The organism is Kordia sp. SMS9, assembly GCF_003352465.1.
Lineage (GTDB): Bacteria > Bacteroidota > Bacteroidia > Flavobacteriales > Flavobacteriaceae > Kordia.
Genome location: NZ_CP031153.1, coordinates 4,867,086 through 4,892,071 on the forward strand (window position 1 = coordinate 4,867,086; position 24,986 = coordinate 4,892,071).

At 35.3% G+C, this 24,986-nt stretch carries 17 protein-coding genes and 1 other RNA gene; 14 read left to right on the top strand and 4 right to left on the bottom strand.

Translation table 11 applies throughout. From position 1 onward, the window contains the following. Positions 1-107 precede the first annotated feature (107 nt). The gene (gene hutH / locus KORDIASMS9_RS20620) at positions 108-1,613 is read right to left on the bottom strand and encodes a histidine ammonia-lyase (protein ID WP_114904671.1); all 1,506 of its coding nucleotides are present in this window, start codon (positions 1,611-1,613) and stop codon (positions 108-110) included. 121 nt (positions 1,614-1,734) lie between these two features. Here hutH and KORDIASMS9_RS20625 point away from each other — a divergent pair, with 121 nt between their 5' ends. Both KORDIASMS9_RS20625 and KORDIASMS9_RS20630 read left to right on the top strand, forming a co-directional pair. Continuing rightward, positions 1,735-2,790, top strand: coding sequence for a TlpA disulfide reductase family protein (locus tag KORDIASMS9_RS20625; RefSeq protein ID WP_114904672.1), 1,056 nt, complete (start codon positions 1,735-1,737; stop codon positions 2,788-2,790). Between the two features lie 20 nt (positions 2,791-2,810). Beyond that, complete coding sequence (locus KORDIASMS9_RS20630; protein WP_114904673.1) at positions 2,811-4,160, top strand: TlpA disulfide reductase family protein; 1,350 nt, start codon at positions 2,811-2,813, stop codon at positions 4,158-4,160. A gap of 60 nt (positions 4,161-4,220) precedes the next feature. Here KORDIASMS9_RS20630 and KORDIASMS9_RS20635 read toward each other — a convergent pair whose 3' ends face one another. Beyond that, positions 4,221-5,762, bottom strand: coding sequence for an NAD(P)H-hydrate dehydratase (locus KORDIASMS9_RS20635; protein WP_114904674.1), 1,542 nt, complete (start codon positions 5,760-5,762; stop codon positions 4,221-4,223). A gap of 356 nt (positions 5,763-6,118) precedes the next feature. On the opposite strand from KORDIASMS9_RS20635, the gene thrA reads away from it, so the two are divergent. From thrA to KORDIASMS9_RS20680, 9 genes are all read left to right on the top strand, one after another. Then, positions 6,119-8,566, top strand: a complete 2,448-nt coding sequence (gene thrA / locus KORDIASMS9_RS20640; protein ID WP_114904675.1) for a bifunctional aspartate kinase/homoserine dehydrogenase I — start codon at positions 6,119-6,121, stop codon at positions 8,564-8,566. Between the two features lie 160 nt (positions 8,567-8,726). After that, a complete protein-coding gene (locus KORDIASMS9_RS20645) occupies positions 8,727-9,647 on the top strand; it encodes a homoserine kinase (protein ID WP_114904676.1) in 921 nt (306 codons plus the stop codon). A 244-nt stretch (positions 9,648-9,891) separates the two neighbouring features. Then, positions 9,892-11,172: a threonine synthase gene (gene thrC / locus KORDIASMS9_RS20650; RefSeq protein ID WP_114904677.1), complete on the top strand. Its 1,281-nt coding sequence runs from the start codon at positions 9,892-9,894 to the stop codon at positions 11,170-11,172. A gap of 674 nt (positions 11,173-11,846) precedes the next feature. Beyond that, positions 11,847-12,929: a glycine cleavage system aminomethyltransferase GcvT gene (gcvT, locus tag KORDIASMS9_RS20655; protein ID WP_114904678.1), complete on the top strand. Its 1,083-nt coding sequence runs from the start codon at positions 11,847-11,849 to the stop codon at positions 12,927-12,929. Positions 12,930-12,941: 12 nt separating this feature from the next. Continuing rightward, positions 12,942-13,763 carry a sugar nucleotide-binding protein gene (locus tag KORDIASMS9_RS20660; protein ID WP_114904679.1) on the top strand — a complete coding sequence of 274 codons (822 nt, stop codon included), beginning with the start codon at positions 12,942-12,944 and terminating at the stop codon, positions 13,761-13,763. 142 nt (positions 13,764-13,905) lie between these two features. Then, positions 13,906-15,927, top strand: coding sequence for a S41 family peptidase (locus KORDIASMS9_RS20665; protein ID WP_114904680.1), 2,022 nt, complete (start codon positions 13,906-13,908; stop codon positions 15,925-15,927). A 4-nt stretch (positions 15,928-15,931) separates the two neighbouring features. Continuing rightward, positions 15,932-16,975, top strand: coding sequence for a hypothetical protein (locus KORDIASMS9_RS20670; protein ID WP_162820086.1), 1,044 nt, complete (start codon positions 15,932-15,934; stop codon positions 16,973-16,975). A 40-nt stretch (positions 16,976-17,015) separates the two neighbouring features. Continuing rightward, positions 17,016-17,726 (top strand): YebC/PmpR family DNA-binding transcriptional regulator, encoded by a 711-nt coding sequence (locus KORDIASMS9_RS20675; protein WP_114904682.1) that lies wholly within the window; start codon positions 17,016-17,018, stop codon positions 17,724-17,726. A gap of 187 nt (positions 17,727-17,913) precedes the next feature. Further along, positions 17,914-18,102 (top strand): hypothetical protein, encoded by a 189-nt coding sequence (locus KORDIASMS9_RS20680; RefSeq protein ID WP_114904683.1) that lies wholly within the window; start codon positions 17,914-17,916, stop codon positions 18,100-18,102. 933 nt (positions 18,103-19,035) lie between these two features. Here the strand turns inward: KORDIASMS9_RS20680 and rnpB are convergent. Continuing rightward, an RNA gene (gene rnpB / locus KORDIASMS9_RS20685) (RNase P RNA component class A) lies at positions 19,036-19,394 on the bottom strand. 169 nt (positions 19,395-19,563) lie between these two features. Between rnpB and KORDIASMS9_RS20690 the strand changes: the two genes are divergently transcribed. The 3 genes from KORDIASMS9_RS20690 to KORDIASMS9_RS20700 all read left to right on the top strand — a co-directional run bounded on the left by KORDIASMS9_RS20690 (position 19,564) and on the right by KORDIASMS9_RS20700 (position 24,013). Then, entirely contained in the window at positions 19,564-21,315 is a 1,752-nt protein-coding gene (locus tag KORDIASMS9_RS20690) for a DNA polymerase III subunit gamma/tau (RefSeq protein WP_114904684.1), read from the top strand. Between the two features lie 10 nt (positions 21,316-21,325). Beyond that, entirely contained in the window at positions 21,326-21,907 is a 582-nt protein-coding gene (locus KORDIASMS9_RS20695; RefSeq protein ID WP_114904685.1) for a tRNA-(ms[2]io[6]A)-hydroxylase, read from the top strand. 1,395 nt (positions 21,908-23,302) lie between these two features. Beyond that, positions 23,303-24,013 (top strand): T9SS type A sorting domain-containing protein, encoded by a 711-nt coding sequence (locus KORDIASMS9_RS20700; RefSeq protein ID WP_114904686.1) that lies wholly within the window; start codon positions 23,303-23,305, stop codon positions 24,011-24,013. A 375-nt stretch (positions 24,014-24,388) separates the two neighbouring features. Here KORDIASMS9_RS20700 and KORDIASMS9_RS20705 read toward each other — a convergent pair whose 3' ends face one another. Beyond that, positions 24,389-24,985 carry a porin family protein gene (locus KORDIASMS9_RS20705; RefSeq protein ID WP_114904687.1) on the bottom strand — a complete coding sequence of 199 codons (597 nt, stop codon included), beginning with the start codon at positions 24,983-24,985 and terminating at the stop codon, positions 24,389-24,391. Position 24,986 lies beyond the last annotated feature (1 nt).

Consider the following 24,986-nt stretch of genomic DNA (forward strand, 5'->3'; position numbering starts at 1 on the left):
AAATTTATCGAATCCTAAAAGTCAAAACTCGTTGCTAAACTGTCTAAATAAATTTCAAATAAGACTCTTAAACCTATAAACTTTTAACCTCATAAACCTAGAAGTTATCACCCAAACAACACCTCATTCTCCACGAAAGTAAGCTGTAAAAAAGACAAGGTGTCACGAATAGCAATGTGCAATTCTCTGTCTTCATCCACAAAAGGAACGGTCATGCGATAGGTTTGTAAAAACGCTTCAATAAATTCAGAACTTTTCAAAGGCGCTCTAAATACCAATGCCTGAGAAGCATTCAGCAATTCAATTGCCAAAACACGTTCAATATTATCTACAACTTTCAACGCTTTGGTTGCTGCATTTGCGCCCATACTCACATGATCTTCCTGTCCGTTGGAAGACACAATCGAATCCACACTCGCAGGTGTTGCATATTGTTTGTTTTGACTTACGATACTAGCGGCAGTGTATTGCGGAATCATAAAACCAGAATTCAACCCTGGATTGTTCACTAGAAAATCAGGCAAATCGCGCAAGCCAGAAACCAACTGAAACGTTCTTCGCTCTGAGATGTTTCCTAATTCCGCCATAGCAATTGCTAAATAATCGAGTGCCAATGCCAATGGTTGTCCATGAAAATTTCCGCCAGAAATAATTTCGTCTTCCGCAATAAAAATATTCGGATTATCCGTCACCGAATTGATTTCTGTTTCAAAAGTTTTGCGAATAAACGCCAACGTATCTTTTGTGGCACCATGTACTTGTGGTACGCATCGAAACGAATATGGATCTTGTACATGTTTCTTTTCTTGCGAAATCAACTCACTGCCTTCTACAAATTCTTGAATACGTTTGGCAGTTTTTAATTGCCCATTGTGCGGACGAATAATGTGAATTAAATCATTAAAAGGTTCTATTCTTCCATCGAAAGCTTCCAATGAAATCGCTGCAAAGAAATCCGCGAAATACGATAATTTATACGATTTTAATAAAGAATATACACCGTACGCACTCATAAATTGCGTTCCATTCAACAATGCCAATCCTTCTTTTGCTTTGAGCTGAATCGGTTGCCAATCAAACGCTTTTAATACTTCCGTAGAAGGAATTTCTTCTCCTTTATAATACACGGTTCCTTTTCCCAAAAGCGGCAATGCCAAATGTGCCAAAGGTGCCAAATCGCCCGAAGCACCCAACGAACCTTGTTCAAAAATTACAGGTAAAATATCATGATTGTAAAAATCAATCAAGCGCTGTACGGTTTGTAATTGCACGCCCGAATGTCCATAACTCAACGATTGTACCTTCAACAACAACATCAACTTGATAATAGCTTTCGGCACACGATCGCCAGTACCACATGCGTGAGAAGTCACCAAATTCTCTTGCAATTTTGACAAATGTTCATCAGATATTTTCACATTACACAAAGATCCAAATCCAGTATTAATACCGTAAATAGGCGCTTTTTGATCTTGTAAACGTTTTTCTAAATAATTGCGACACGCGCGAATCTTTTCGGTGGCTTCTGTAGATAAATCCAACGTTGCATCAGCATGCAATATATCTTGGATTGTGGAAATATCAAGAAATTTTGAACTTATAAGGTGTATCATGTTGGTGTAATCAAATTATCTATCAAAAGTCAAAATTCAATCTGTATAAACCAAATAATTGTTAATAATTTATTGATTAAATCAAGAATCTAGTACATTTGAGAAAACAAACTTTCAAAAAATGAAAAAACTATTGCTATTGATTGCAGTATTGGCAATCCTCTCGTGTAAAAATGAACCGGAAGCACCTAAAGATTATGTGACAATTTCTGGAAAAATAGAAAATCAAAATAGTGATTCCTTATTTATTTCACAAGGAAGAAACTATTCCAAAACCATAAAAGTAAATAAAGACGGAACTTTTAAAGATACCTTAAAAGTAAAAGCAGGTATGCACCGTTTGTATGATGGTGGCGAATCAAGCAATATATATCTTAAAAACGGATATGACCTCACGATGTCACTAGACACCAAACAATTTGACGAAACCCTTTCTTTCAAAGGAGAAGGCGCAGCATCAAGCAATTATATTATAAAAAGAGCTCTGATGCAAGAAAGTCTATTTCCTCCTAGCCTTTTTGACATGGAAGAAGAAGATTTTAAAGCTGAAACTGCCAAGATTCACAAAAAACTCCTTACTCATTTGGATAACCATAAAAATATTGATTCTGCATTCTTTTCAACGGAAAAACTCGCTTTAAATTCATTTCAAAAAAGCATTCTTACATCTTATAAATCCTTTAAAAAACAAAATGAAGCACGTTTGGCTCAATTTGCAAAATTTACAGGCAAACCAGCGCCAAAATTTGATTTTGAAAACCATAAAGGGGGAAAAACTTCGCTAAGAGATTTACAAGGAAAGTATGTATACATTGACGTTTGGGCTACTTGGTGCGGACCGTGTATTCGTGAAATTCCTTCATTACAAAAAGTTGAAAAACAATACCATAATAAAAATATTGAGTTTGTAAGTATTTCTGTTGACAATGGCAGAGGTTATAGAAATGACATGAATGCCGCAAAAGCAGGTTGGAGAAAAATGGTTACAGATAAAAGCTTAGGCGGAATTCAATTACTTTCTGACAAAGGCTGGAAAGCTAATTTTATACAAGGTTTAGAAATTAATTCTATTCCAAGATTTATTCTCATTGATCCAAGTGGAAACATTGTAAATGCAGATGCGCCAAGACCTTCAAGCCCAAAATTGATTACATTGTTTAACAAATTAAAAATATAATCCTTACCAAAATTGCTGTCATGAAAAAAATATTCATCCTAATAGCTGTTCTTACCGTAATTTCGTGTGCTAACAAACAAAAAACTGAAAACAGAGAGTATATTGTGCTATCTGGAAAAATAGAAAATCAAAAAGCAGCTAAAATTTCTATCATTAATAATGACTTTACAAAAGAAATTTCGCTAAATGCTGAGGGTATTTTTACAGATACGCTGCGTGTAGACACAGGGTATTATTCTTTATACCACGATAGAACCAATGCAACACTATTTTTGACGAAAGGAGAAGAGTTAAAAATAACAACTGATGCTACAAAATTTATAGATAGCATGCGTTTTGAAGGTAAAGACGCAACTTCCAATAAATTTTTAGTAGACAAAGTTCTTAGAAACAGAGGAAAAGATCCAGTGGCTATATTTTCACAAGAAGAAGGAGAATTCATAAAAACAATGAGTGATATAAGAGATGTAACTTCTCAAAAACTAAAAGAAGCAACTGATTTAGATGAAGCATTTATTGCTTTTGAAAAAAAGAACATCAAATATGCACATCTTATCAACCTATCAAGATATCCGCAATACTATCCTTATTATTCTAAAAATGAAAATTACAAGCCATCTGAAACGTTTATGGCGTACTTTAAAAATATTGAGTATGATAACGAAGAAGACTTCAAAATTTATGAGAATTTCAGACAATTGGCGCGTCAACACTATTCAAAAAAGTTAAATCCATTTGAAGATGTAAAAGGGAGTGTCGCTACTATAAAAAACTTAAAATCGCAAGTGTTAAAAAATACCCTTGCACAAGAATTAGCGTTCTTTATTTCTCCTTCTGGGAAAGATGCTGACTATTTATATACAGCACTTTCTGAAATTTCTACGAATGAAAAATTCAAAAAAGAATTAACCAAAAAATATACAGACATTCAAAAACTAAAAGCAGGAAAAGATTCGCCAACGTTTGATTATGAAAACCATAAAGGTGGCACGACGAGTTTGGCAGATTTGCAAGGAAAATATGTATATATTGATGTTTGGGCTACTTGGTGCGGACCGTGTATTGCGGAAATTCCATCACTAAAAAAAGTTGAAAAAGACTATCATAACAAAAATATCAACTTTGTATCCATTTCTATTGATGCGTTGAAAGATCACGACAAATGGAAAAAAATGGTGACAGACAAAGAACTTGGCGGCGTTCAGCTTATGGCAGATAAAGCTTGGCAATCTCAGTTTGTAACGGACTATGTCATTGATGGTATTCCACGATTTATCTTAATTGATCCAAACGGAAAAATTGTAAATGCAGATGCACCAAGACCTTCAGATAAAAAACTCATTGAATTATTTGATGAATTGAAAATATAGTTTCTTTAAAAATTCAAAAAACAAAAGCGCTTTGAAACCTCAAGGCGTTTTGTTTTTTTATCATGCGTCTTCCGCTTCCGCAGACGGCGCTTCGGGTTCTCTAAACAAATCCAAATACGCATCACCAATATGATCCACAATATCGCTCGCTGTCAACGCTTGGTATCCCAAACCTGACAACGCAATATCACCTGCTTTTCCATGTAAATACACTCCAAACAAAGCGGCTTGTAAAGAATCGTACCCTTGAGAAAGCAATCCTGTTAACATTCCTGTCAACACATCGCCGCTTCCCGCAGTTGCCATGCCTGGGTTTCCTGTATTGTTAATATACACAGAACCATCATAAATGGTAACAGTATGCGCTCCTTTAATGATTAAAATAATATCGTATTTCTTTGAAAATGATTTTGCTTTTTCCAACTTGTCAAAATCATCAGTCCACGTGCCTATCAAACGCTCCAACTCCTTTGGATGTGGCGTTAAAACAGAATGTTTGGGTACAGATTTTAGTAATTTTTTATTTGCTGACAACAGGTTCAATGCATCTGCATCAATCACCAAAGAATCTTTGCTTTTCTGTAAAAATACTTCCAATGCCTTTGCTGTTGCAGCATCAGTTCCCATACCAACGCCAATTCCGATCGTTTTCGGTTCAATATCAAACTGAATATCTGTAACATGCTTTTCGTTTTCATCACAAATCACCATCGCTTCTGGTAAAGAAGTCTGCAAAATATTGTAGCCGCATTCAGGAATAAACGCCGTTACCAATCCTGCACCAACGCGCAAACAAGCTGAACTCGCCAACGTTACTGCGCCTATTTTCCCGTAACTTCCACCAATAATCAGACTATGTCCGTACGTTCCTTTATGTGCATATTTTTCACGTGGAATGTACAATGGCAACACTTCAAAGGTATCAATCAATTGCACTTCGGTGTCTGTTGTTTGTAAATATTCTTGATCAAGTCCAATATCTATCGCTTCCCATTGTTGCATATAAATCCCTGTTTCAGGCAAAAAGAAACTTAATTTTGGTGCTTGACTCGTCAATGTATAATTACTCGCAATCACCGCTTCTTTATCTTCTGGTCCGTGATCAGGATACAATCCAGAAGGAACATCCAACGAAACCGTATATGCTTTAGAAGCATTGATATATTTGATCAACTCTTTCACCCAATCAGAAGTTTTCCGGTTCAAACCAATTCCAAAAATAGCATCGACAATAATATCTTCTTGCTGCATTTCTGGAAATTCTTCGCCTGAACTCAATAATTTAGGCCAAACCTTAAACTCTTTAATGCGATCGTAATTCACCAAAAAGCCTTTGGTTCGCTTTGCGCTAAAATTTACCACATACAGATGCACATTATAACCATGATGCAATAACTGGCGTCCTAACACCAATCCTAAACCGCCGTTATTTCCAATTCCACAATAAATATGAATGGGAACTTGTGCACCATGCATGCGTTTGTGAAACCAATTAAACAATTGCGTTCCTGCAAATTCCAATAAGTCATTAGAGGTAATTTGATTTTTTTCGATCGTACGATTGATGGCTTCATAGATCTGAGCCGCTGAATATATCTTCATGTATCGTTGTATTAGCGCAAAATATTACACATTTGATGAAATTTTCTACAATTCACTATACTTTTTTAGTGCATTTATAAAGAAAACCGAATTTTATTAGTAATCCGTTAAAAAATAAACATATAGTTTGTTTATGGTTATAAAAGTAATACATTTGAATAACATCATACGACAAAACATGTGTTTAGTAGCAACATTTTTTTCTTCGACAACAATCAGTACAGGCACATGCTTCACTGAAACAATTGCTACCACAACCCCTTTTGGGGTTTAAATCATATAGTACCGATACGGTGTTTCTCTCTCAAAAAATTAGTTAAAAACTAAAATACCAATAACCATACAAAACAATACTCATGAACCTACTCAAATTTGGCGGTACTTCTGTCGCCAATGCGCAAAATATAAACCTAGTAATCGATATCATTACAAAGGCTTCTCAAGATGAAAAAATAGCAGTTGTCGTTTCCGCTTTTGGAAACACTACAAACATGCTCTTAAAAACAGCAGAACTAGCGGCTGTAAAAGACGAATATTATAAAGACTTGCTTCAAGAAATTGAAAACAGGCACATTCAAGTTGTAAAAGATTTAATTCCCGTTACGGAACAAAGCGCCATTATCAGTCACACGAAACGCTTATTAAACTATTTAGAAACCTTGTATGAAGGTTGTTATTTGCTTCGCGAATTGACGCCGAAAACCTTAGCAACGATTGCTAGTTTTGGAGAACTTTTATCTTCATTCATCATCTCAAAAGTGATGGAAACACGCGGATTAGATAGCATACTTAAAGACAGTCGTGAATTAATCATTACATCAGAAAGCTACGAAAATGCACAAGTACTGATGAAATTGACACAAGAAAACTGTCAATCTTATTTTAAAACGAACGAAAAGCAAATTACGATCTTACCCGGATTTATTGCTGCTACAGAAAAAGGAGAAACCACTACGCTTGGTCGTGGAGGTTCAGATTACACTGCCGCCATTATTGCCGCCGCAGTAGACGCAAATGAATTACAAATTTGGACCGATGTCAGCGGAATGTATACCGCCAATCCACGAATTGTAAAACAGGCAACGCCAATTCCACATATTTCGTATCAAGAAGCAATGGAATTGTCACACTTTGGTGCGAAAGTAATCTATCCACCGACCATTCAACCTGTGCTCGACAAAGAAATCCCAATTTTAGTCAAAAACACCTTTGCGCCAACGCAAGAAGGAACACGTATTTCCAAAAAACCAAATGGAAAACAACGCGCTGTCAAAGGAATTAGTTACATAGAAAACATTTCACTATTAACGCTTGAAGGAAGCGGAATGATTGGAATTCCAGGATTCTCCAAACGTTTATTTGAAACCTTATTGGCAGAACAAATCAACATCATTCTCATCACACAAGCATCTTCAGAACATTCAATTTGTATTGGAATTAACGATAAAGAAGCGTCCAGAGCTAAGATTGCCATTGATGAAACTTTTGCCTACGAAATCGCTTCTGGAAAAGTAGATCCGATCTTAGTAGAGCAACAACTTGCTATCATTGCTTTGGTGGGAGAAAACATGAAAAATCACCAAGGATTGAGCGGGAAAATGTTCAGCATGCTTGGAAAAAACAACGTAAACATTCGCGCAATTGCACAAGGTGCTTCTGAGAAAAACATCTCCGCAGTCATCAAAAGTGACGATGCCAAAAAAGCACTGAACGCGTTGCATGAAGAATTCTTTGAAGCAAAAATAAAGCAACTCAATCTATTTGTAACAGGTGTTGGAAATGTGGGCGAACGCTTCATCGCACAACTGCACCAACAGCAAGAGTACTTGCGTGAACAACTAAAACTCAACGTACGAGTGGTAGGAATTTCCAATTCCAGAACCATGCATTTTGATGCAGAAGGAATCGATTTACAGAAGTGGAAAAAGCATTTAGCAAAAGGAGAAACGGCAAGTTTAGATGAATTTCACCAACACGTAAAATCGCTCAACTTGCGGAACAGTATTTTTATAGACATTACCGCGAGCCATGAGGTTTCTAAAGTATATGGAAACTATTTACGAAACAACATTTCCGTGGTAACTTGCAATAAAATTGCCTGTGCTTCTGAATATAAAAACTATCAAAACTTAAAACGTATTTCTCAAAAATACAACGCTCCGTTTTTATTTGAAACGAATGTTGGCGCAGGATTACCAATCATTGACACATTGAAAAATGTAGTTGCTTCAGGAGATCGTATTCATAAAATTCAAGCCGTACTTTCGGGAAGTTTAAACTTTGTGTTCAATAATTTAAGCGATCAAAATACGTTTCACGATGTAGTAACACAAGCACAAGAAGAAGGGTATACCGAACCCGATCCAAAAATTGATTTAAGTGGTGTAGATGTTGCACGTAAAATTCTCATCTTAGCACGTGAAAGTGGGTATATATTGGAGTTGGAAGACATTCTAAACGATTCCTTTTTACCAGAAGAAACACTCAACACAGATAACAATGAGGACTTTTACGCATCTTTAACCAAACATGAAGCGCATTTTCAACAAATTTTTAAAGAAGCCAACGAAAAAAAGTGCCGTTTAAAATATGTAGCTACTTTTGAAAATGGAAAAGCCAACGTTGGTTTGCAACACATTCCGTCCGATCATCCTTTTTATAATTTAGAAGGAAGCGATAATATTGTATTATTCTTTACCGATCGTTATGTAGCGCAACCTTTGCAAATAAAAGGCGCTGGTGCAGGAGCTGAAGTAACTGCATCTGGAATTTTTGCCGATGTCATTCGAATTGGAAAGTTTTAAAAATTATAAATATTGAATGCTAAATTTTAAATGATAAACTGAACGTCACTTCGAGTGATTTTCGACAGAAAATTGTATCGAGAAGTACTCGAAAAAAATAGAGGTGAATATTGAAATTTTCTCAATTCTCAATACTAACAACTCAATACGAAATCAAAAAATGAACGAACTCAAAATATTCGCGCCTGCAACCATTGCAAATGTCTCCTGTGGCTTTGATGTCCTCGGACTTTGCTTGGATACCGTTGGTGACGAAATGATCATTCGGAAAACTGCTAAAAAAGGAATTACAATTTCGAAACTTGTCGGACAAGATTTACCTTTAGAAACGGATAAAAATGTAGCTGGAGTTGCTGGATTGGCAATGCTTGAAAAGCTAAATTTAGATCACGGTTTTGAAATTGAAATCTATAAAAATATCAAAGCGGGTAGCGGAATTGGAAGCAGTGCTGCAAGTTCTGCAGGAACGGTTTGGGCAATGAACGAATTGTTAGGAAAACCATTTTCTTTAAAAGAATTGGTACCGTTTGCCATGCAAGGAGAAAAACTAGCCAGTGGAACGGCGCATGCTGATAATGTGGCTCCTGCCCTTTTGGGCGGATTTACCTTAGTGCGAAGTTATCATCCACTGGATATCATTAAAATTCCAACACCTAGTGAATTGTTCGCTTCGGTCATTCATCCACAAATAGAAGTAAAAACATCGGATTCGCGTTCGGTATTAAAGCAAAAAATCACCTTAAAAGATTCCATCATACAAATTGGAAATCTTGGCGGTTTAATTAGCGGATTGTACACGGCTGATTACGATTTGATTAGCAGATCCTTACACGACGAAATTGTAGAACCTTTGCGTTCCATCTTAATTCCTGGCTTCAATGATGTCAAACAAAGCGCAATCAATTGTGGTGCGTTAGGCGCAGGAATTTCAGGTTCTGGACCTTCTATATTTGCATTGAGTAAAGGCGAAGAAATGGCAGAAGCTGTTGCCAGAAGCATGTCCGAAACCTATGAGAATCTAAATATTGATTATGACATTCATGTCTCAAAAATTAATACCGAAGGTTGTCGAATTCTATAATTGTGAATGCTGAATTATGAATTCTTCAATCTTAAAATCATCAAAACGTCACTTCGAGTAAAATTCTGAAAGAATTTTGTATCGAGAAGTACTTGAAAACTCTAAATGTAAAATGATAATGTTTACATATAAAACAAAATATCAAAGCTGTTCTCGATACACCAAATCACAGATTTAACACTTGAGCTGACGGTTAGAACAAAGACCTAAAAGTTAAAATAAGCAACTCGCAAAACAACAACTAATGAACTACTACAGTCTACATCATAAAGCTCCCAAGGTTTCATTTAAAGAAGCAGTAATTCGTGGATTAGCGCCTGATAGAGGTATTTATTTTCCTGAAAATATTACACCATTGTCGGAAGAATTTATCAAAAATATTGACAACTATTCGCATGAAGAAATTGCTTTTGAAGCGATTCAACAATTTGTGGGAGATGACATTCCAAAAGAAATTTTAAAAGAAATCATTGCCGAAACACTAAGTTTCGATTTTCCTGTAATTCCGATTGAAGAAAACATTGGAACGCTAGAATTATTTCACGGACCAACGATGGCATTTAAAGATGTTGGCGCACGTTTTATGGCGCGCTGTTTGGGATATTTTAACCGTGATAAAGACGAAAAAGTCACAGTTTTAGTCGCGACTTCTGGAGATACTGGCGGCGCAGTTGCCAATGGGTTTTTAGGTGTGAAAGGTGTAGATGTTGTGATTTTATATCCAAGCGGAAAAGTCAGCGAAATTCAAGAAAAACAGTTAACTACTTTGGGACAAAATATTACCGCATTGGAAGTAGATGGTGTGTTTGACGATTGTCAAGAAATGGTAAAAACTGCTTTCTTAGATGAAGAAATTGAACGTACACTAACGTCTGCAAATTCCATCAATATTGCACGTTGGTTGCCGCAAATGTTCTACTTTTTCTTTGCATACAAAGCAATGCACAAACAACATAAAAACCTAGTATTTTCAGTGCCAAGCGGAAATTTTGGAAACATTTGTGCAGGGATTATGGCACAAAAACTCGGTTTGCCGATTCAGCATTTTATTGCAGCGACGAATGTAAACGATACCGTTTCTAACTATTTAGAAAGTGGCGAATACGTTCCACAACAATCAATTGCTACGATTTCAAACGCCATGGATGTTGGGAATCCGAGCAATTTCATTCGTATTCAAGAATTGTATGGAAATGATTTGGAAACGATCAAGCAACATTTTTCATCGTACAGTTTCACAGATGACGAAACAAAAACTGCCATGAAATCTATCTACAATCAACATAATTATATTGCCGATCCGCACGGCGCCGTTGGGTATTTAGGTTTGCAACATCACGATTTAAAAGATGCATACGGAATTTTTCTAGAAACCGCACATCCTGTCAAATTCTTACCGACAGTCGAATCGACCTTGCCTGTACAACTAGACATTCCACCACAAATTCAAGAAATCATGCATAAAGAAAAACATGCGCTAAAAGCAGCAAATTATGATGATTTGAAACGATTTTTGAATGCATAATTAGGTTTGTCTTTTCGAGTGGCAAATCTCCGATTCGTTGTATCGAGAAAAGCTGTGAAACGAAATAGGTATTAGTGTAACTTCAAAGGAAAAACAGTTTCCAAAAGAAACAGATTGCCACTCTCCAAACAAGTTGGAGATCGCAATGACGTTTCTCAGAAGTATTGAGATATTAGTATTTAGAAGTTTCCAATGTAATTCGTGCGGAGGCAGGAATCCAAATACGTCAAAGTAGTTTCTGAAATAGAAACAGAATTATAAACAAAAGAAACAAAACCGTCTTTTCGAGTGGCGAATCTCTGATTCGTTGTATCGGGAAAAGCTGTGAAACGAAAAGTTGTTCGAAGTGCTTCTCGATACAATTTTTTTCCGCTTCACTCCAAAAAATCACTCGAAGTGACGTTTGGATTTACGATTTCAGATTGATGATTTTTTTGATACATCGTTATAAATATTCGTGCATTCGTGACAAAAAATAATACGCATTTTCAACGTCGTTTGTATTTGTCATAAAAATTGAAGTGGCGCTTGTAAAAACTAAAAAAAGTACATGCTTTTATCTTTAAACCGTTCAATTATTAAAATTCTGATGTTAAATTACGAATCAAGTATAAATTCATCATTTTTTTAGGTCGATTTTTCATAAATTCGCAATCAATTTAAGAAAAACTAAAATGAAGGATACAGCTCTTACTAAAATTCACGAAGCATTGGGTGCTAAAATGGTTCCTTTTGCAGGATATAACATGCCTGTACAGTACGAAGGCGTTAATGTTGAACACGAAACAGTTCGTAACGGCGTGGGTGTTTTTGATGTAAGTCACATGGGCGAATTTGTGATTTCTGGACCGAATGCGTTGGCATTAATACAAAAAATCGCAACCAATGACGCTTCTAAATTGGTGGACGGAAAAGCGCAATACAGTTGCATGCCTAACAATGATGGTGGAATTGTGGACGATTTAATCATCTACAGAGTGAATGAAGAGAAGTATATTTTAGTCGTAAATGCTTCCAATATTGAAAAAGACTGGAACTGGATTTCAAGTCATAACGATGTAGGAGCTGAAATGCGCGATGTGTCTGACAACTATTCTTTATTGGCAATTCAAGGACCAAAAGCCGTGGAAGCGATGCAGTCTTTAACGGAAGTTGACTTAACAAATATTAAATATTACACATTCCAAATTGCAACCTTTGCAGGTGTTGAAAACGTCATTGTTTCTGCAACTGGATATACAGGTTCGGGTGGATTTGAAATTTACTGTAAAAACGAAGATGTTGCCAAAGTTTGGGAAAAAGTTTTTGAAGCTGGTGCTGATTTTGGCATCAAGCCGATTGGTTTGGCAGCGCGTGATACCTTGCGCTTGGAAATGGGGTATTGCTTGTATGGAAATGATATTGACGATACCACATCTCCAATTGAAGCAGGTTTGGGTTGGATTACGAAATTTACGAAAGATTTTGTAAATCGTGAAGCAATTGAAAGTCAGAAAAAACTAGGGACAGCACGCAGATTGGTCGCTTTTGAAATGCAAGATCGCGGTATTCCGAGACAAGGATATGATATTGTAGACGGAAACGGTAATATTATTGGAAATGTAACATCCGGAACCATGTCACCTTCTATGAAAGTGGGTATTGGCTTAGGATATGTACCAACCGTTTTTAAAGATGTAGGTAGCATTGTTTACATTCAAATTCGTAAAAAAAGAGTACCTGCAAAAGTGGTGAAACTTCCTTTTTATAAAAAATAGCAATTTTTACTTTTGAATAGAATTTTAATATTAGGAGCGAGCGGATATATTGGTCAGGCGATTTACAAAGAGCTCTGCTCCTATTTTGATGTATACGGTACGTTTTACAGCAACAAATCGTTTGCGAAAAATCAGCATTTTATTCGGTATGATTTGGATTATGATGGTATTGACGAAATTGTGACACAAGTGCAACCCACCATCATTATTTCTACCTTGCGTGGCGATTTTGCCGCACAGATTGAAGCACATATTTTTTTAACAGAATATGTAAAAACAAAACCCTGCAAACTCTTCTTTTTATCGTCTGCCAATGTGTTTGATGCATACAGCAGTTATCCATCGTATGAATACGATAAAACCCTTTCAGAAAGCATCTACGGAAAACTTAAAATTCGTATTGAAAATATGTTGATGCGTTTGCCGCAGAAAAAATATGCGATCATTCGTTTGCCGATGGTTTTTGGGCACAATTCGCCGCGAATCCTAGAAATAAAGCAATGCTTGGAAGAAAACGTTCCTATTGAAGTGTTTCCGAATTTGGTAATGAATACCATTTCTGATAAAAAACTCACACAGCAAATTCACTACATGATCAATCGACGTAAAAGTGGAATTTTTCACTTAGGTGCCGAAGATTTAATTCATCATGAAGAATTTTACGAAGAAATTTTAAAAAGCCTGAACGTAGAAAAACCGTTATTTAAAAACGTGTATACATCCAATTTTGATCGTTTTTTAGCCGTTTTGCCAAAAGATAATAAATTACCGAAGCATTTGGCAACAACGAATCAAGAGACTTTAGAGTATATTTCTGGAAAAATTAAAGAGTGATTGTAAAGATCAAATCAAAGTCAATTACATTATATCCTAAAAACAAGACCATTTTCAAGCATTTTCACCTAATTTCCTACGTAAAAAGCAAAAGATTCGTTAAATTCGTACACTAACGGTTCTACAAATTCTATTTGCATCCATGCACACTTTTTTACGTTTTATACTGCTCTTTGTCGCAACAACTTCGTTTGCACAAGTAGATTCTTCTTTCTGCAACAAATCTCGTTTGATTTTGACGATGTTAGATAAGAATCACTACAAACCCAAAACGATAAATAACGACTTTTCAAGCTATGTTTTTGATAAACTTTTGGAACGTTTGGACGATCGCCGTTTGTTGTATTCGCAAGCAGATATAGAAGTATTAGCGCCATTAAAAGATCAATTGGACGATTATTTGCGAAATGGGGAATGTGACTTTATCAGTGAGTTTACTGTTTTTTATGAGAAACATCTCAAAGAAGCAAAACAAACAATTGAAACTTTAGAAAAAACAAAGCTAGATTTTTCTGGAAAAGACACGGTAACCTATGGAAGTTTTAAAGAAAAATCGCGCTTCTCTATATCACCCAAAACACTTCAAAAACGCTGGTCTAAAAAGATTAGAGTCGATATGATTCGCGATTATTTATCGTTGAGCAATCCATCAAACTTCAATAAAATAAAAGCACAGCTCAAACAAAAAGTTATTGCGGAAAACAAATGCTTTATTGTAGATAAATTGCAAGCGGTGAACGGATTGCAATCATATGTAGAAACTACATTTTTAGATGTTGTGTGCACCTATTTTGATCCACACAGTAGCTTTTTTGATCCAACAGACAATGCAACATTCATGAATTCTATCAGCACAGAAACCAGTTCTATTGGTGTATGGTTTTCCAAAAATAACGATGGAAAAATTGTCGTTTCTGGCTTGCAAACTGGAAGTACCGCTTGGAAAGAAAAAGAAATCAGCGCAGGCGATTTAGTGCTATCACTAGAAGCAAATGATACCAAACTCAGCACAACCTGTCTGTCATTGATAAGTCTGTACGACTTCATAAATGATGAAAATAATAAAACAATCACGATCAACTTTTTGACTGATAAAAACTTGAATAAAACGGTCGTTTTACGCAAAGAAAATTTAAAAATTGAAGAAAATGCAGTCAATAGTTTTATCCTTAAAGGGAAAAAAGATATTGGCTATATTTCCTTGCCCAGTTTTTATACGAATGCAGATTATGGTTTTGGAAGTGCCAATGATATCGCGAAAGAATTGTTCAAACTTAATGCGGTTGATATTGACGGATTGATTTTGGATTTGCGTGGCAACGGCGGCGGTTCTATGAAGCAAGCCATTGATTTATCGGGCATGTTTATTGACAAAGGTCCTTTGGGGATTTACCGCGATCAACAAAACGAAAAACGCATTGTCAAAGATTTGAATCGGGGAACATTGTTTACCAAACCGTTGGTGATTTTGATTAACAACGAAAGTGCTTCTGCCTCCGAATTTATCGCAGCTGCTTTGCGCGATCACAACAGAGCTATTTTGGTGGGAAGTCGCACGTATGGCAAAGGAACCATTCAACAGATTATGCCGTTGCAAAGTGAAGAAGGTTTTTTACGAATTACCATTGAAAAAATGTATGGTTTTAAAGGCAATTCGCATCAAGCAGTTGGCATTCGACCTGATATTGAATTCCCAAATTTATTGACAGGAATTGAAGATGGCGAAAACGGAAATGCAAATGTGATTGTGAGCGATACCATTCAAAAAAATGTCTATTTTAAAATTCCAGAAGCAGCAACATACGACAATTTACGTACCAAAAGTATGGCGCGCATAAAACAAAACAAAGCTGCTGCTACCATCAAAGAAATCAACACCAATCTGAAAAATTATTTACATAGCGAACGTGTATTACTGTTATCTGTGGAAGGAATTCAAGAAGACATGGACAGATTTAACGCTATTTTTGAAAAATCGGACGATATTGAAATGACTCACGAGACTTTTGAAGTTGTAAATTTAGAAGATTACAAAGAAATTTTAGCCTACAATAAAAACAAAGCCAAAGAGAATTCGTATGCGATTAAGAGCATTCAAACTGATCATGAAATTGAAGAAACCTATCGTATTCTTTCAGATTATATTCAACAACTCACCAATTAAATTTATGAAATTACAATACTTAAAAACACTTCTTATAATGTTATGTGTATGTGCGTTTCAAACTTCGACCGCACAAAGTTTTAAAAACCCGAACGAATATTTATCTTTTGTTGGAAAAGAGAATAAAAAAATCAGCAAAAGCATGTGGAAATATACCAAATCGGTTGCCCACAGTAAAAGCGCACGCAGAATTGAAGGCGATCGCAAACGCTTGATCAAATCGTTGGAACGCGCGATAATTACTATTAAAAAAGCCAAACCTTTTGAAGGTGAAGACGATTACAAAAACCAGGTGTTAGCATACATGGATTTGCGCACGAAAATTCTACAAAATGATTACGCAAAAATTGTAGACATGAAAGAAGTTGCCGAACAATCTTACGATTTTATGGAAGCGTATATTTTGGCGCAAAAAAAGGTAGACGAACGCATGCAAGAAGCCCAAGAATCGTATGAAAAAGCCTTGGAGGCTTATGCGGCAAGAAACAATATTGAACTGATTGAATCAGAAACAGAACTTGGAAAAAAGATGCAAATTTCCAATGAGGTTTTTGAACATAGAAATTCGGTGTATTTGGTATTTTTCAAAAGTAACATTCAAGAGAGCTTCTTAATGGACGCTTTGTCTAAAAGTGATATTAGCGCCATCCAACAAAACATGAACGCTTTGCAAAGTTTTGCCAAAGAAGGCTTGCAAGATCTCGATACGGTTTCGACGTATAAAGAAGATCTTTCGCTTGTAAAAGCTACTAAAAAAGCCTTGGAATTTTACTTGGAAGAAACACAAAATGAAATGCCAAAAATGCTTGAATTTTTCTTACTGAATGAAAAGTTTAACGCGATCAAAGAAGCAATTGATAAGAAAAAAGCGAAAGATCGAACCAAAAAAGAAATCGATCAATACAATAACATGGTCAAGAAAATTAACAAAGCCATCAACGATTTCAACAAAACCAACGAGCAATTAAATAAAAAAAGAACTAAAATTATTCAGCAATGGAATGACGCTTCGGCAAAATTTTTAAGCCGACATATTCCAAAAGAATAATACAACATATATATTTGTAAAAATAAAAAGCACACGCATAATGGGAAGAGCATTTGAATTTAGAAAAGCACGAAAAATGAAACGTTGGTCAGCAATGGCAAAAACTTTTACCCGAATTGGGAAAGATATTGTCATGGCGGTAAAAGAAGGTGGACCGAATCCTGAAACAAATTCGAGATTGCGTGCGGTAATTCAGAATGCAAAAGCTGCCAACATGCCAAAAGACAATGTGGAGCGTGCAATAAAGAAAGCATCTGACAAAAATACGGATAACTACAAAGAAGTATTGTTTGAAGGCTACGGACCTCACGGAATTGCAGTATTGGTAGAAACTGCTACGGACAATAATAACAGAACAGTTGCCAATGTGCGTAGTTATTTTAACAAATGTGATGGGAATTTAGGGACGCAAGGTTCAGTAGAATTCATGTTTGATCATACGTGTAACTTCCGAATTCCCGCAGAAGGACAAGATCCTGAAGAGTTGGAATTAGAATTTATTGATTTTGGTGTAGAAGAAGTCTTTGCTGATGAAGATGGTATTTTATTATACGGCCCTTTTGAAAGTTTCGGTGCTATTCAGAAAGAATTGGAAAACAGAGAAATTGAAATATTATCCTCTGGTTTTGAGCGCATTCCACAAGTCACGAAAACGTTAGACGAAGAGCAAACCGCAGACATTGAAAAGTTGTTGGAAAAGCTGGAAGACGATGACGATGTTCAAAATGTGTATCACACGATGGCGGAATAACTTCAGATTTAAAAACATATAAAAAACCACGCTCTTTTCTAATAAAGCGTGGTTTTTTGGTTTTATAAATGTGTAATCAACATTTTATCTAAAAAAATCTATTTACAATAGTACAACTACGGAATCACCGTAAGCAAATTATTTTTAGAATAGATACTTTTATATCATAACCAAAAACCCTGTAATCATGTTAAAAAATATTCGTAAACTCCAAGGAACTAAAGAATTGGAAAAATCTACACAGAGAAACATCTTAGGTGGATTAAGAGCAGCTGCTAGATGTAAATCTCAATCAGATTGTTCAATTGATCAAATTTGTCAAAACGGAAGATGTTTCAATTGTTTTGATCCTAGAACTGGATATTGGTTTTGTTAAATATCAATAATACGGTTTTACCTTACAAAATGTATCAGTTTTTAAATCTTTAAATCAAAAAACTAAAGTACATTTACATCATAATTAGTTTATTAAAATTTTAATCGGACTTAAAATTTGAGTGTTAGCGCATAAAAAATACTAAAGAGAGAAATTGTCGAAAATTTGTATCATTTTTTCATATGTGAATTATTAAGTTAATACTAAGTTTTCTTCAAATTTAATCGAGACATTTCTCTCTTTTTTTATGCAATCCTTTATCTTTTTTTTCTTCTCTATAGACTTATACCAATTTACACATAAGACATCTAAGATTTTTAAATTGTTTCAAAAAAGTATGATTGTTTAGATATTTTTTAATCGTTTGGGAAGATTCCGTCCTACGACGGAATAATTCAACTAACAACTTTAAATTCGCGCTATGCGCTTTTGAAAAATATTCATTCAAAGAAAAAAGCGAATCCTTAAAAATAATCGATTTATCATGGGGAAAGATACCGTCCTGCGACGGCATTAATTCAACTAACAACTTTCAATTCGCGCTATGCGCTTTTGAAAATAGTTCTTCAAACAAAAAATAGAATCCTCAATAAAAAATGATTTATCATGGGGAAGATTCCGTCCTGCGACGGAATAATTCAACTAACAATTTTCAATTCGCGCTATGCGCTTTTGAAAAATATTCATTCAAAGAAAAAAGCGAATCCTTAAAAATAATCGATTTATCATGGGGAAAGATACCGTCCTGCGACGGCATTAATTCAACTAACAATTTTCAATTCGCGCATTGCGCTTTTGAAAAATAGTTCTTCAAACAAAAAATAGAATCCTCAATAAAAAATGATTTATCATGGGGAAGATTCCGTCCTGCGACGGAATAATTCAACTAACAACTTTAAATGCACTTTTCAAGTTTTTTAAAGTTGAGTTTCATTAAAAAGCAGGCTGTAAGCCGAATCCTGTCGAGCCTTATCATTTATCTAAAATTACTGTTACCAATAACTTTTATCTGCCTACCCTTGAGCATCGAACGTGCCGTTCTCATCGCTCATTTACATGGCATTGCACCTCGTAGAGTTTACCTGATTTCACTACAGCATTACCTGTACATTCTTTCTGCTGCACTTGTCCTCGCCTTACGACGGACGGATGTTATCCGCTACAATTGCACTATGGTGTTCGGACTTTCCTCCTTGTCCCAAACTTGATTTGGGATCTTTTCATTTTATCTCTCGATATTTTGAGAAGATGCCGAAACAAGTTCGGCACACGGCGATAAGGTAGCCTGCTTGCCGACAAAAGTACTGCTTTGTTTGAAAATAAGACGTATGTTGCTAAAAATATCTTTTCTATGAAATTTGATCAAAAACTGTTGATAAAAAGAAACAACTAACTCCTCATTTGCTAGGTTTGATTAGATATGTATTAGTATATTTGTCCCTATAAGATTACCCTATTTTTATGGAACATTTCATTGTATCAGCTCGTAAATACAGACCGCAAACATTTAAAGATGTTGTTGGTCAACAAGCGATTACAAATACGTTGGAAAATGCCATACAACGGAATCATTTAGCACAAGCCTTACTATTTTGTGGACCGCGAGGAGTTGGAAAAACAACCTGTGCGCGAATCTTAGCGAAAAAGATCAATCAAGATGGTACAGAAAATCCTGATGAAGACTTTGCCTTTAATATTTTTGAACTCGATGCTGCTTCTAATAATTCGGTAGACGATATTCGAAGTTTGATTGAACAAGTGCGCATTCCACCGCAAGTGGGAAGCTATAAAGTGTATATTATTGATGAGGTACACATGTTGTCGCAAGCAGCTTTTAATGCGTTTTTGAAAACCTTAGAAGAACCGCCAAAACACGCCATTTTTATTCTGGCTACGACCGAAAAACACAAAATTATTCCAACGATTTTATCACGATGTCAAATTTTTGATTTTAAACGAATTGGTGTCAAAGATGCAAAAGAATATTTAAAATATATTGCTAAAAGTCAAGGAGTTGAAGCAGATGATGACGCTTTACATATTATTGCCCAAAAGGCAGATGGTGCCATGCGTGATGCGTTGTCTATTTTTGACAGAGTGGTAAGTTTTTCAGGAAAACAGTTAACGCGACAAGCGGTCACGGAAAACTTGAACGTTCTCGATTACGAAATTTACTTTACTGCAACTGACCTGATGTTAGAAAATAACATTCCACAGTTATTGATAGATTTTAACGAAACCTTATCCAAAGGCTTTGACGGACATCATTTTATTGCTGGAATTGCTTCACATTTTAGAGATTTATTAGTCTGCAAAAATCAAGCTACAATTGCTTTGCTGGAAGTTGGCGATCAGACGAAACAGAAATATTTGGAACAATCGCAAAAAACGTCACAACAATTTCTCATGAAAGGAATTGAATTGGCAAATGATTCTGATTTAAAATATAAAACGAGTCGAAACCAGCGACTGTTGGTCGAATTGTGTCTCATGCAACTTGCCTCTATCAATTATGATGGAGAAAAAAAAAATAGCAAGCACTTCATAATTCCGGCTACTTTTTTCTTGGCACATGGCAAAAAAGTAAACCCAATTGCCAACGTTACCGAAGCCAATACCTCGCCACAAACGAAATCTACAGAGGAAATACATTCCAATTCCGCAGCAAACGAAGCAGAGAAGCCATCTACGGAAGTGAAAAAAGCAGCAACACCGCCGCCTAAACCCAAGATTGACATTTCCATGATGCGCAACAAGGTTTCTGGTTTGTCGCTATCAAGTATCAAAGCAAAGCAAGAACACCTAAAAAAACAACAAAGTAAAGTTGTAGATCAGAAGGAATTGCCAAAAGATGCATTTACAGAAGAAAAAATGGTGGAAGTTTGGAATGCGTATGTGAATAAGATTGATCGGAAAGGAGAAAAAATTATGGCTTCTTCTCTGTCAACCGATGTTCCAAAATTGAAAGATGCCACGACCATTTCTATTGAATTGCCTAATGAAACCATGAAAATTGAAATTGAACGCGCACAATATCCATTGCTGGAATTTGTACGTGCACAATTGAATAATTATGACGTATCACTAGAGATTCTCGTAAATGAAAAGGCGGAGAAAAAATATGCGTTTACCGCGCGTGATAAGTATGAGAAATTGAAAGAAATCAATCCGCTCGTAGAAAAGCTGCGAAAGGATTTTGACTTAGAAATTTAATAAATAAATGATGTTAGGACTCAAATTGCCAACTGATCCACGTTGGGTGAACATTGCAGAAAAGAATATTGAAGAAATTTTGACAGATCATGCGTTTTGTGAACAGAAGGCGGCAAGTACCGCGATTTCTTTGATTGTAAGTTTTCCAGAGTATCCTGAATTGATTAACGCAATGATTGCCTTGGTGAAAGAAGAAATGAGTCATTTTAAAATGGTGCATGATCGCATTTTAGCTAGAGGTTGGACATTGGGACGTGATCGAAAGGACGAATATGTAAATAGATTGGTGCAATTTTTCCCAAAAGGTGGCAGCAGAACCACGCAACTCGTACACCGATTGTTGTATGCTGCGTTGATTGAAGCCAGAAGTTGCGAACGTTTTAAGTTATTGTCTGAACATATCAACGATCCTGAATTGGCAACTTTTTATAAGAACTTAATGGTTAGTGAAGCCAATCATTATACGATGTTTTTAGGTTTTGCTAGAGAATATGGTGATCGTACAGAAGTGGATACAAAATGGCAAGCGTTGCTTGATTTTGAAGCAGAAATTATGCGCGATTTGGGAACGAAAGAAACAATGCATGGCTGATTAGACTCGCTTTGCTATTAGATTTTTAGATCGCTATCGCTATTAGATTTTAAGACCGCTATCGCTATTAGATATTAGACCGCTCCGCTGATAGATATTAGATTCTTTCATACAATGTTCGCGTTTTCTTTGAAACTTCATTTTCAAATTAAAGAATTTTCAAATTGACACATTGAATAAGACTCGCTTCGCCTGTTAGATTGTTAGACTCTTTCATACAATCTTTGAGTTTTCTTTGAAACTTCATTTTCAAATTGAAGAATTTTCAAATTGACACATTGAATAAGACTCGCTTCACCTGTTAGATAATAGATTCTTTCATACAATGTTCGCGTTTTCTTTGAAACTTTATTTTCAAATTAAAGAATTTTCAAATGGACACATTGAATAAGACTCGCTTCGCTGATAGATGTTAGACTCTTTCATACAATGTTCGCGTTTTCTTTGAAACTTCATTTTCAAATTAAAGAATTTTCAAATTGACACATTGAATAAGACTCGCTCCGCTGATAGATATTAGATTCTTTCATACAATGTTCGCGTTTTCTTTGAAACTTCATTTTCAAATTGAAGAATTTTCAAATGGACACATTGAATAAGACTCGCTCCGCTAATAGATATTAGATTCTTTCATACAATGTTCGCGTTTTCTTTGAAACTTTATTTTCAAATTAAAGAATTTTCAAATGGACACATTGAATAAAACTCGCTTCGCTGATAGATGTTAGACTCTTTCATACAATGTTCGCGTTTTCTTTGAAACTTCATTTTCAAATTGAAGAATTTTCAAATGGACACATTGAATAAGACTCGCTTCGCTGATAGATGTTAGACTCTTTCTTACAATCTTTGGATTTTCTTTGAAACTTCATTTTCAAATTGAAGAATTTTCAAATGGACACATTGAATAAGACTCGCTCCGCTGATAGATATTAGATTCTTTCATACAATGTTCGCGTTTTCTTTGAAACTTCATTTTCAAATTAAAGAATTTTCAAATGGACACATTGAATAAGACTCGTTTCGCTGATAGATATTAGACTCTTTCATACAATGTTTGAGTTTTCTTTGAAACTTTATTTTCAAATTAAAGAATTTTCAAATTGACACATTGAATAAGACTCGCTTCACCTGTTAGATAATAGATTCTTTCATACAATGTTCGCGTTTTCTTTGAAACTTTATTTTCAAATTAAAGAATTTTCAAATGGACACATTGGGTTAGATTCGCTTTGCGTTTTACATTTCTACCAAAAATGCTATATATTGATTGTATGTAGCGTGTTTTTTGTTCGTGATTTATAAATTCTGACTAGTAATTTGGGAATAATAGGTTAGAATTTTTCATGGATAATAACCTTTGTTGTAGTTTTATCGTAATTAAAACTACTTACTATGAAAAAACTTTACATTTTACTTTTAGCCGTATTTGCTAGTCATACTACACAAGCACAAGACGATCCAAACCTTTTAGGACAATGGTTTTTACATTATATAGAATCTAATGGAACTATTATGTATCCACCTAGTGATGGTGCAAATCCTTCTATTATTTTTTCTAACCTTACTCCAAACCCGTTTGATTTTAATGGTGATGGTAGTGGAGTCTGCAACTCTTTCTTTTTGCATTATGAATTACCTAATAGTACAACAATAACCATAAGTGAATTTTCGTCTACACTCGTTTTTTGTAATACTAATGCTCAAGATGCATATGAATTTATGTATTTCAGCATTTTGAATAATAACCCTACAAGTACATTTGACTACACTATTGATCTTCCAAATGAAACCTTGACCATGATCGATTTACTAGGAGAAAAACTAGTATATGGAAGACAAATTTTATCCACTAAAGACAATGAAGTATTTTCAAATAATATAAAAGTGTATCCGAATCCTGCGCAAAAAGAGATATTCATGACAGGAATTGCTGCGAATTCTAAAACGAGTTATTCAATTTATAACCTTGTTGGAAATGTCGCTGTTTCTGAACGTTCTATGACGCAAGCATCTTTGGATGTTTCGCAATTAAAAGCCGGCGTATATTTTATAAAGATTCAACAGCAAGGAAAAACAGCAGTGAAGAAGTTTGTGAAGATTTAGATTTTTAGAAACGGCTTTGCCTTTAGATTCTTAGACTTGTTCCTGCGAGGCAGGAATCTCTTAGATCGCTGATGTTCTTAGTATGTTGGTATTATACCAATACACATACGTCAATTCGAGTGATTTTCTGAATAGAATGAAGAAAATTGTATCGAGAATAGTTTGAATCGCTTCACTTCGGCAAGCACAGTGTAAGCGCTCTTAGAAAATAAAAAAGGTCAAATTGAGCAATTCAGTTTAACCTTTTGTATGTTGTATGATGTGAAACTGAATCAAGTTTAACTTGATGTATTTTTAAATTATAATTCTAATAGTCTATAAGCGAAGCGTGTCTAAAAATCTAACAGCAATAACGATCTAGCAGCGTTAGCGAGTCTAGAGTCTATACGTTAACCCAATTTGAATGACTGCATTTTTCCCTTCAAAGTTTGGCGCTCGATCTTCGTCAAACATGTCTGCCAAACCTAAATTATAACGTGCTTCAATAGCTACATTTTCTAAAATAGTAACTCCGATTCCACCATTGACTCCAAAGTCAAAGTTTTTAAAACTATCTTCAAATTCGTGAATTTTCACTCCAATTTGAGGTCCAACTTGAATGTTTAAGAAATTTGTTAATTCATATTTTAGCATTAATGGCACTTGCAAATAATCGGCGCGTAATGCTTCTTCTTTTGCTCCTTGCGAAGAATACAACAATTCTGGCTGAAAGCGTAATTTTCCAGCAACGTGCATATCTAAAAAGAATCCGGCAACAAATCCAATTCTTGAATCGTTCAAACCTTCTTGAATGTCTTCTAAATTGGTTCCACTATAGTTAGAAAGATTGATTCCCGCTTTGAATCCATAACGTGTTTCGGTATCGCCACTTACGTATGTTGATTCGTCCATTTCTTCTTCAACTTTTTCTGTTTCTTGTGAAAAAGCCATAAATGAACCTAGTAAGAACGAAAGAAGTATGATTTTTTTCATT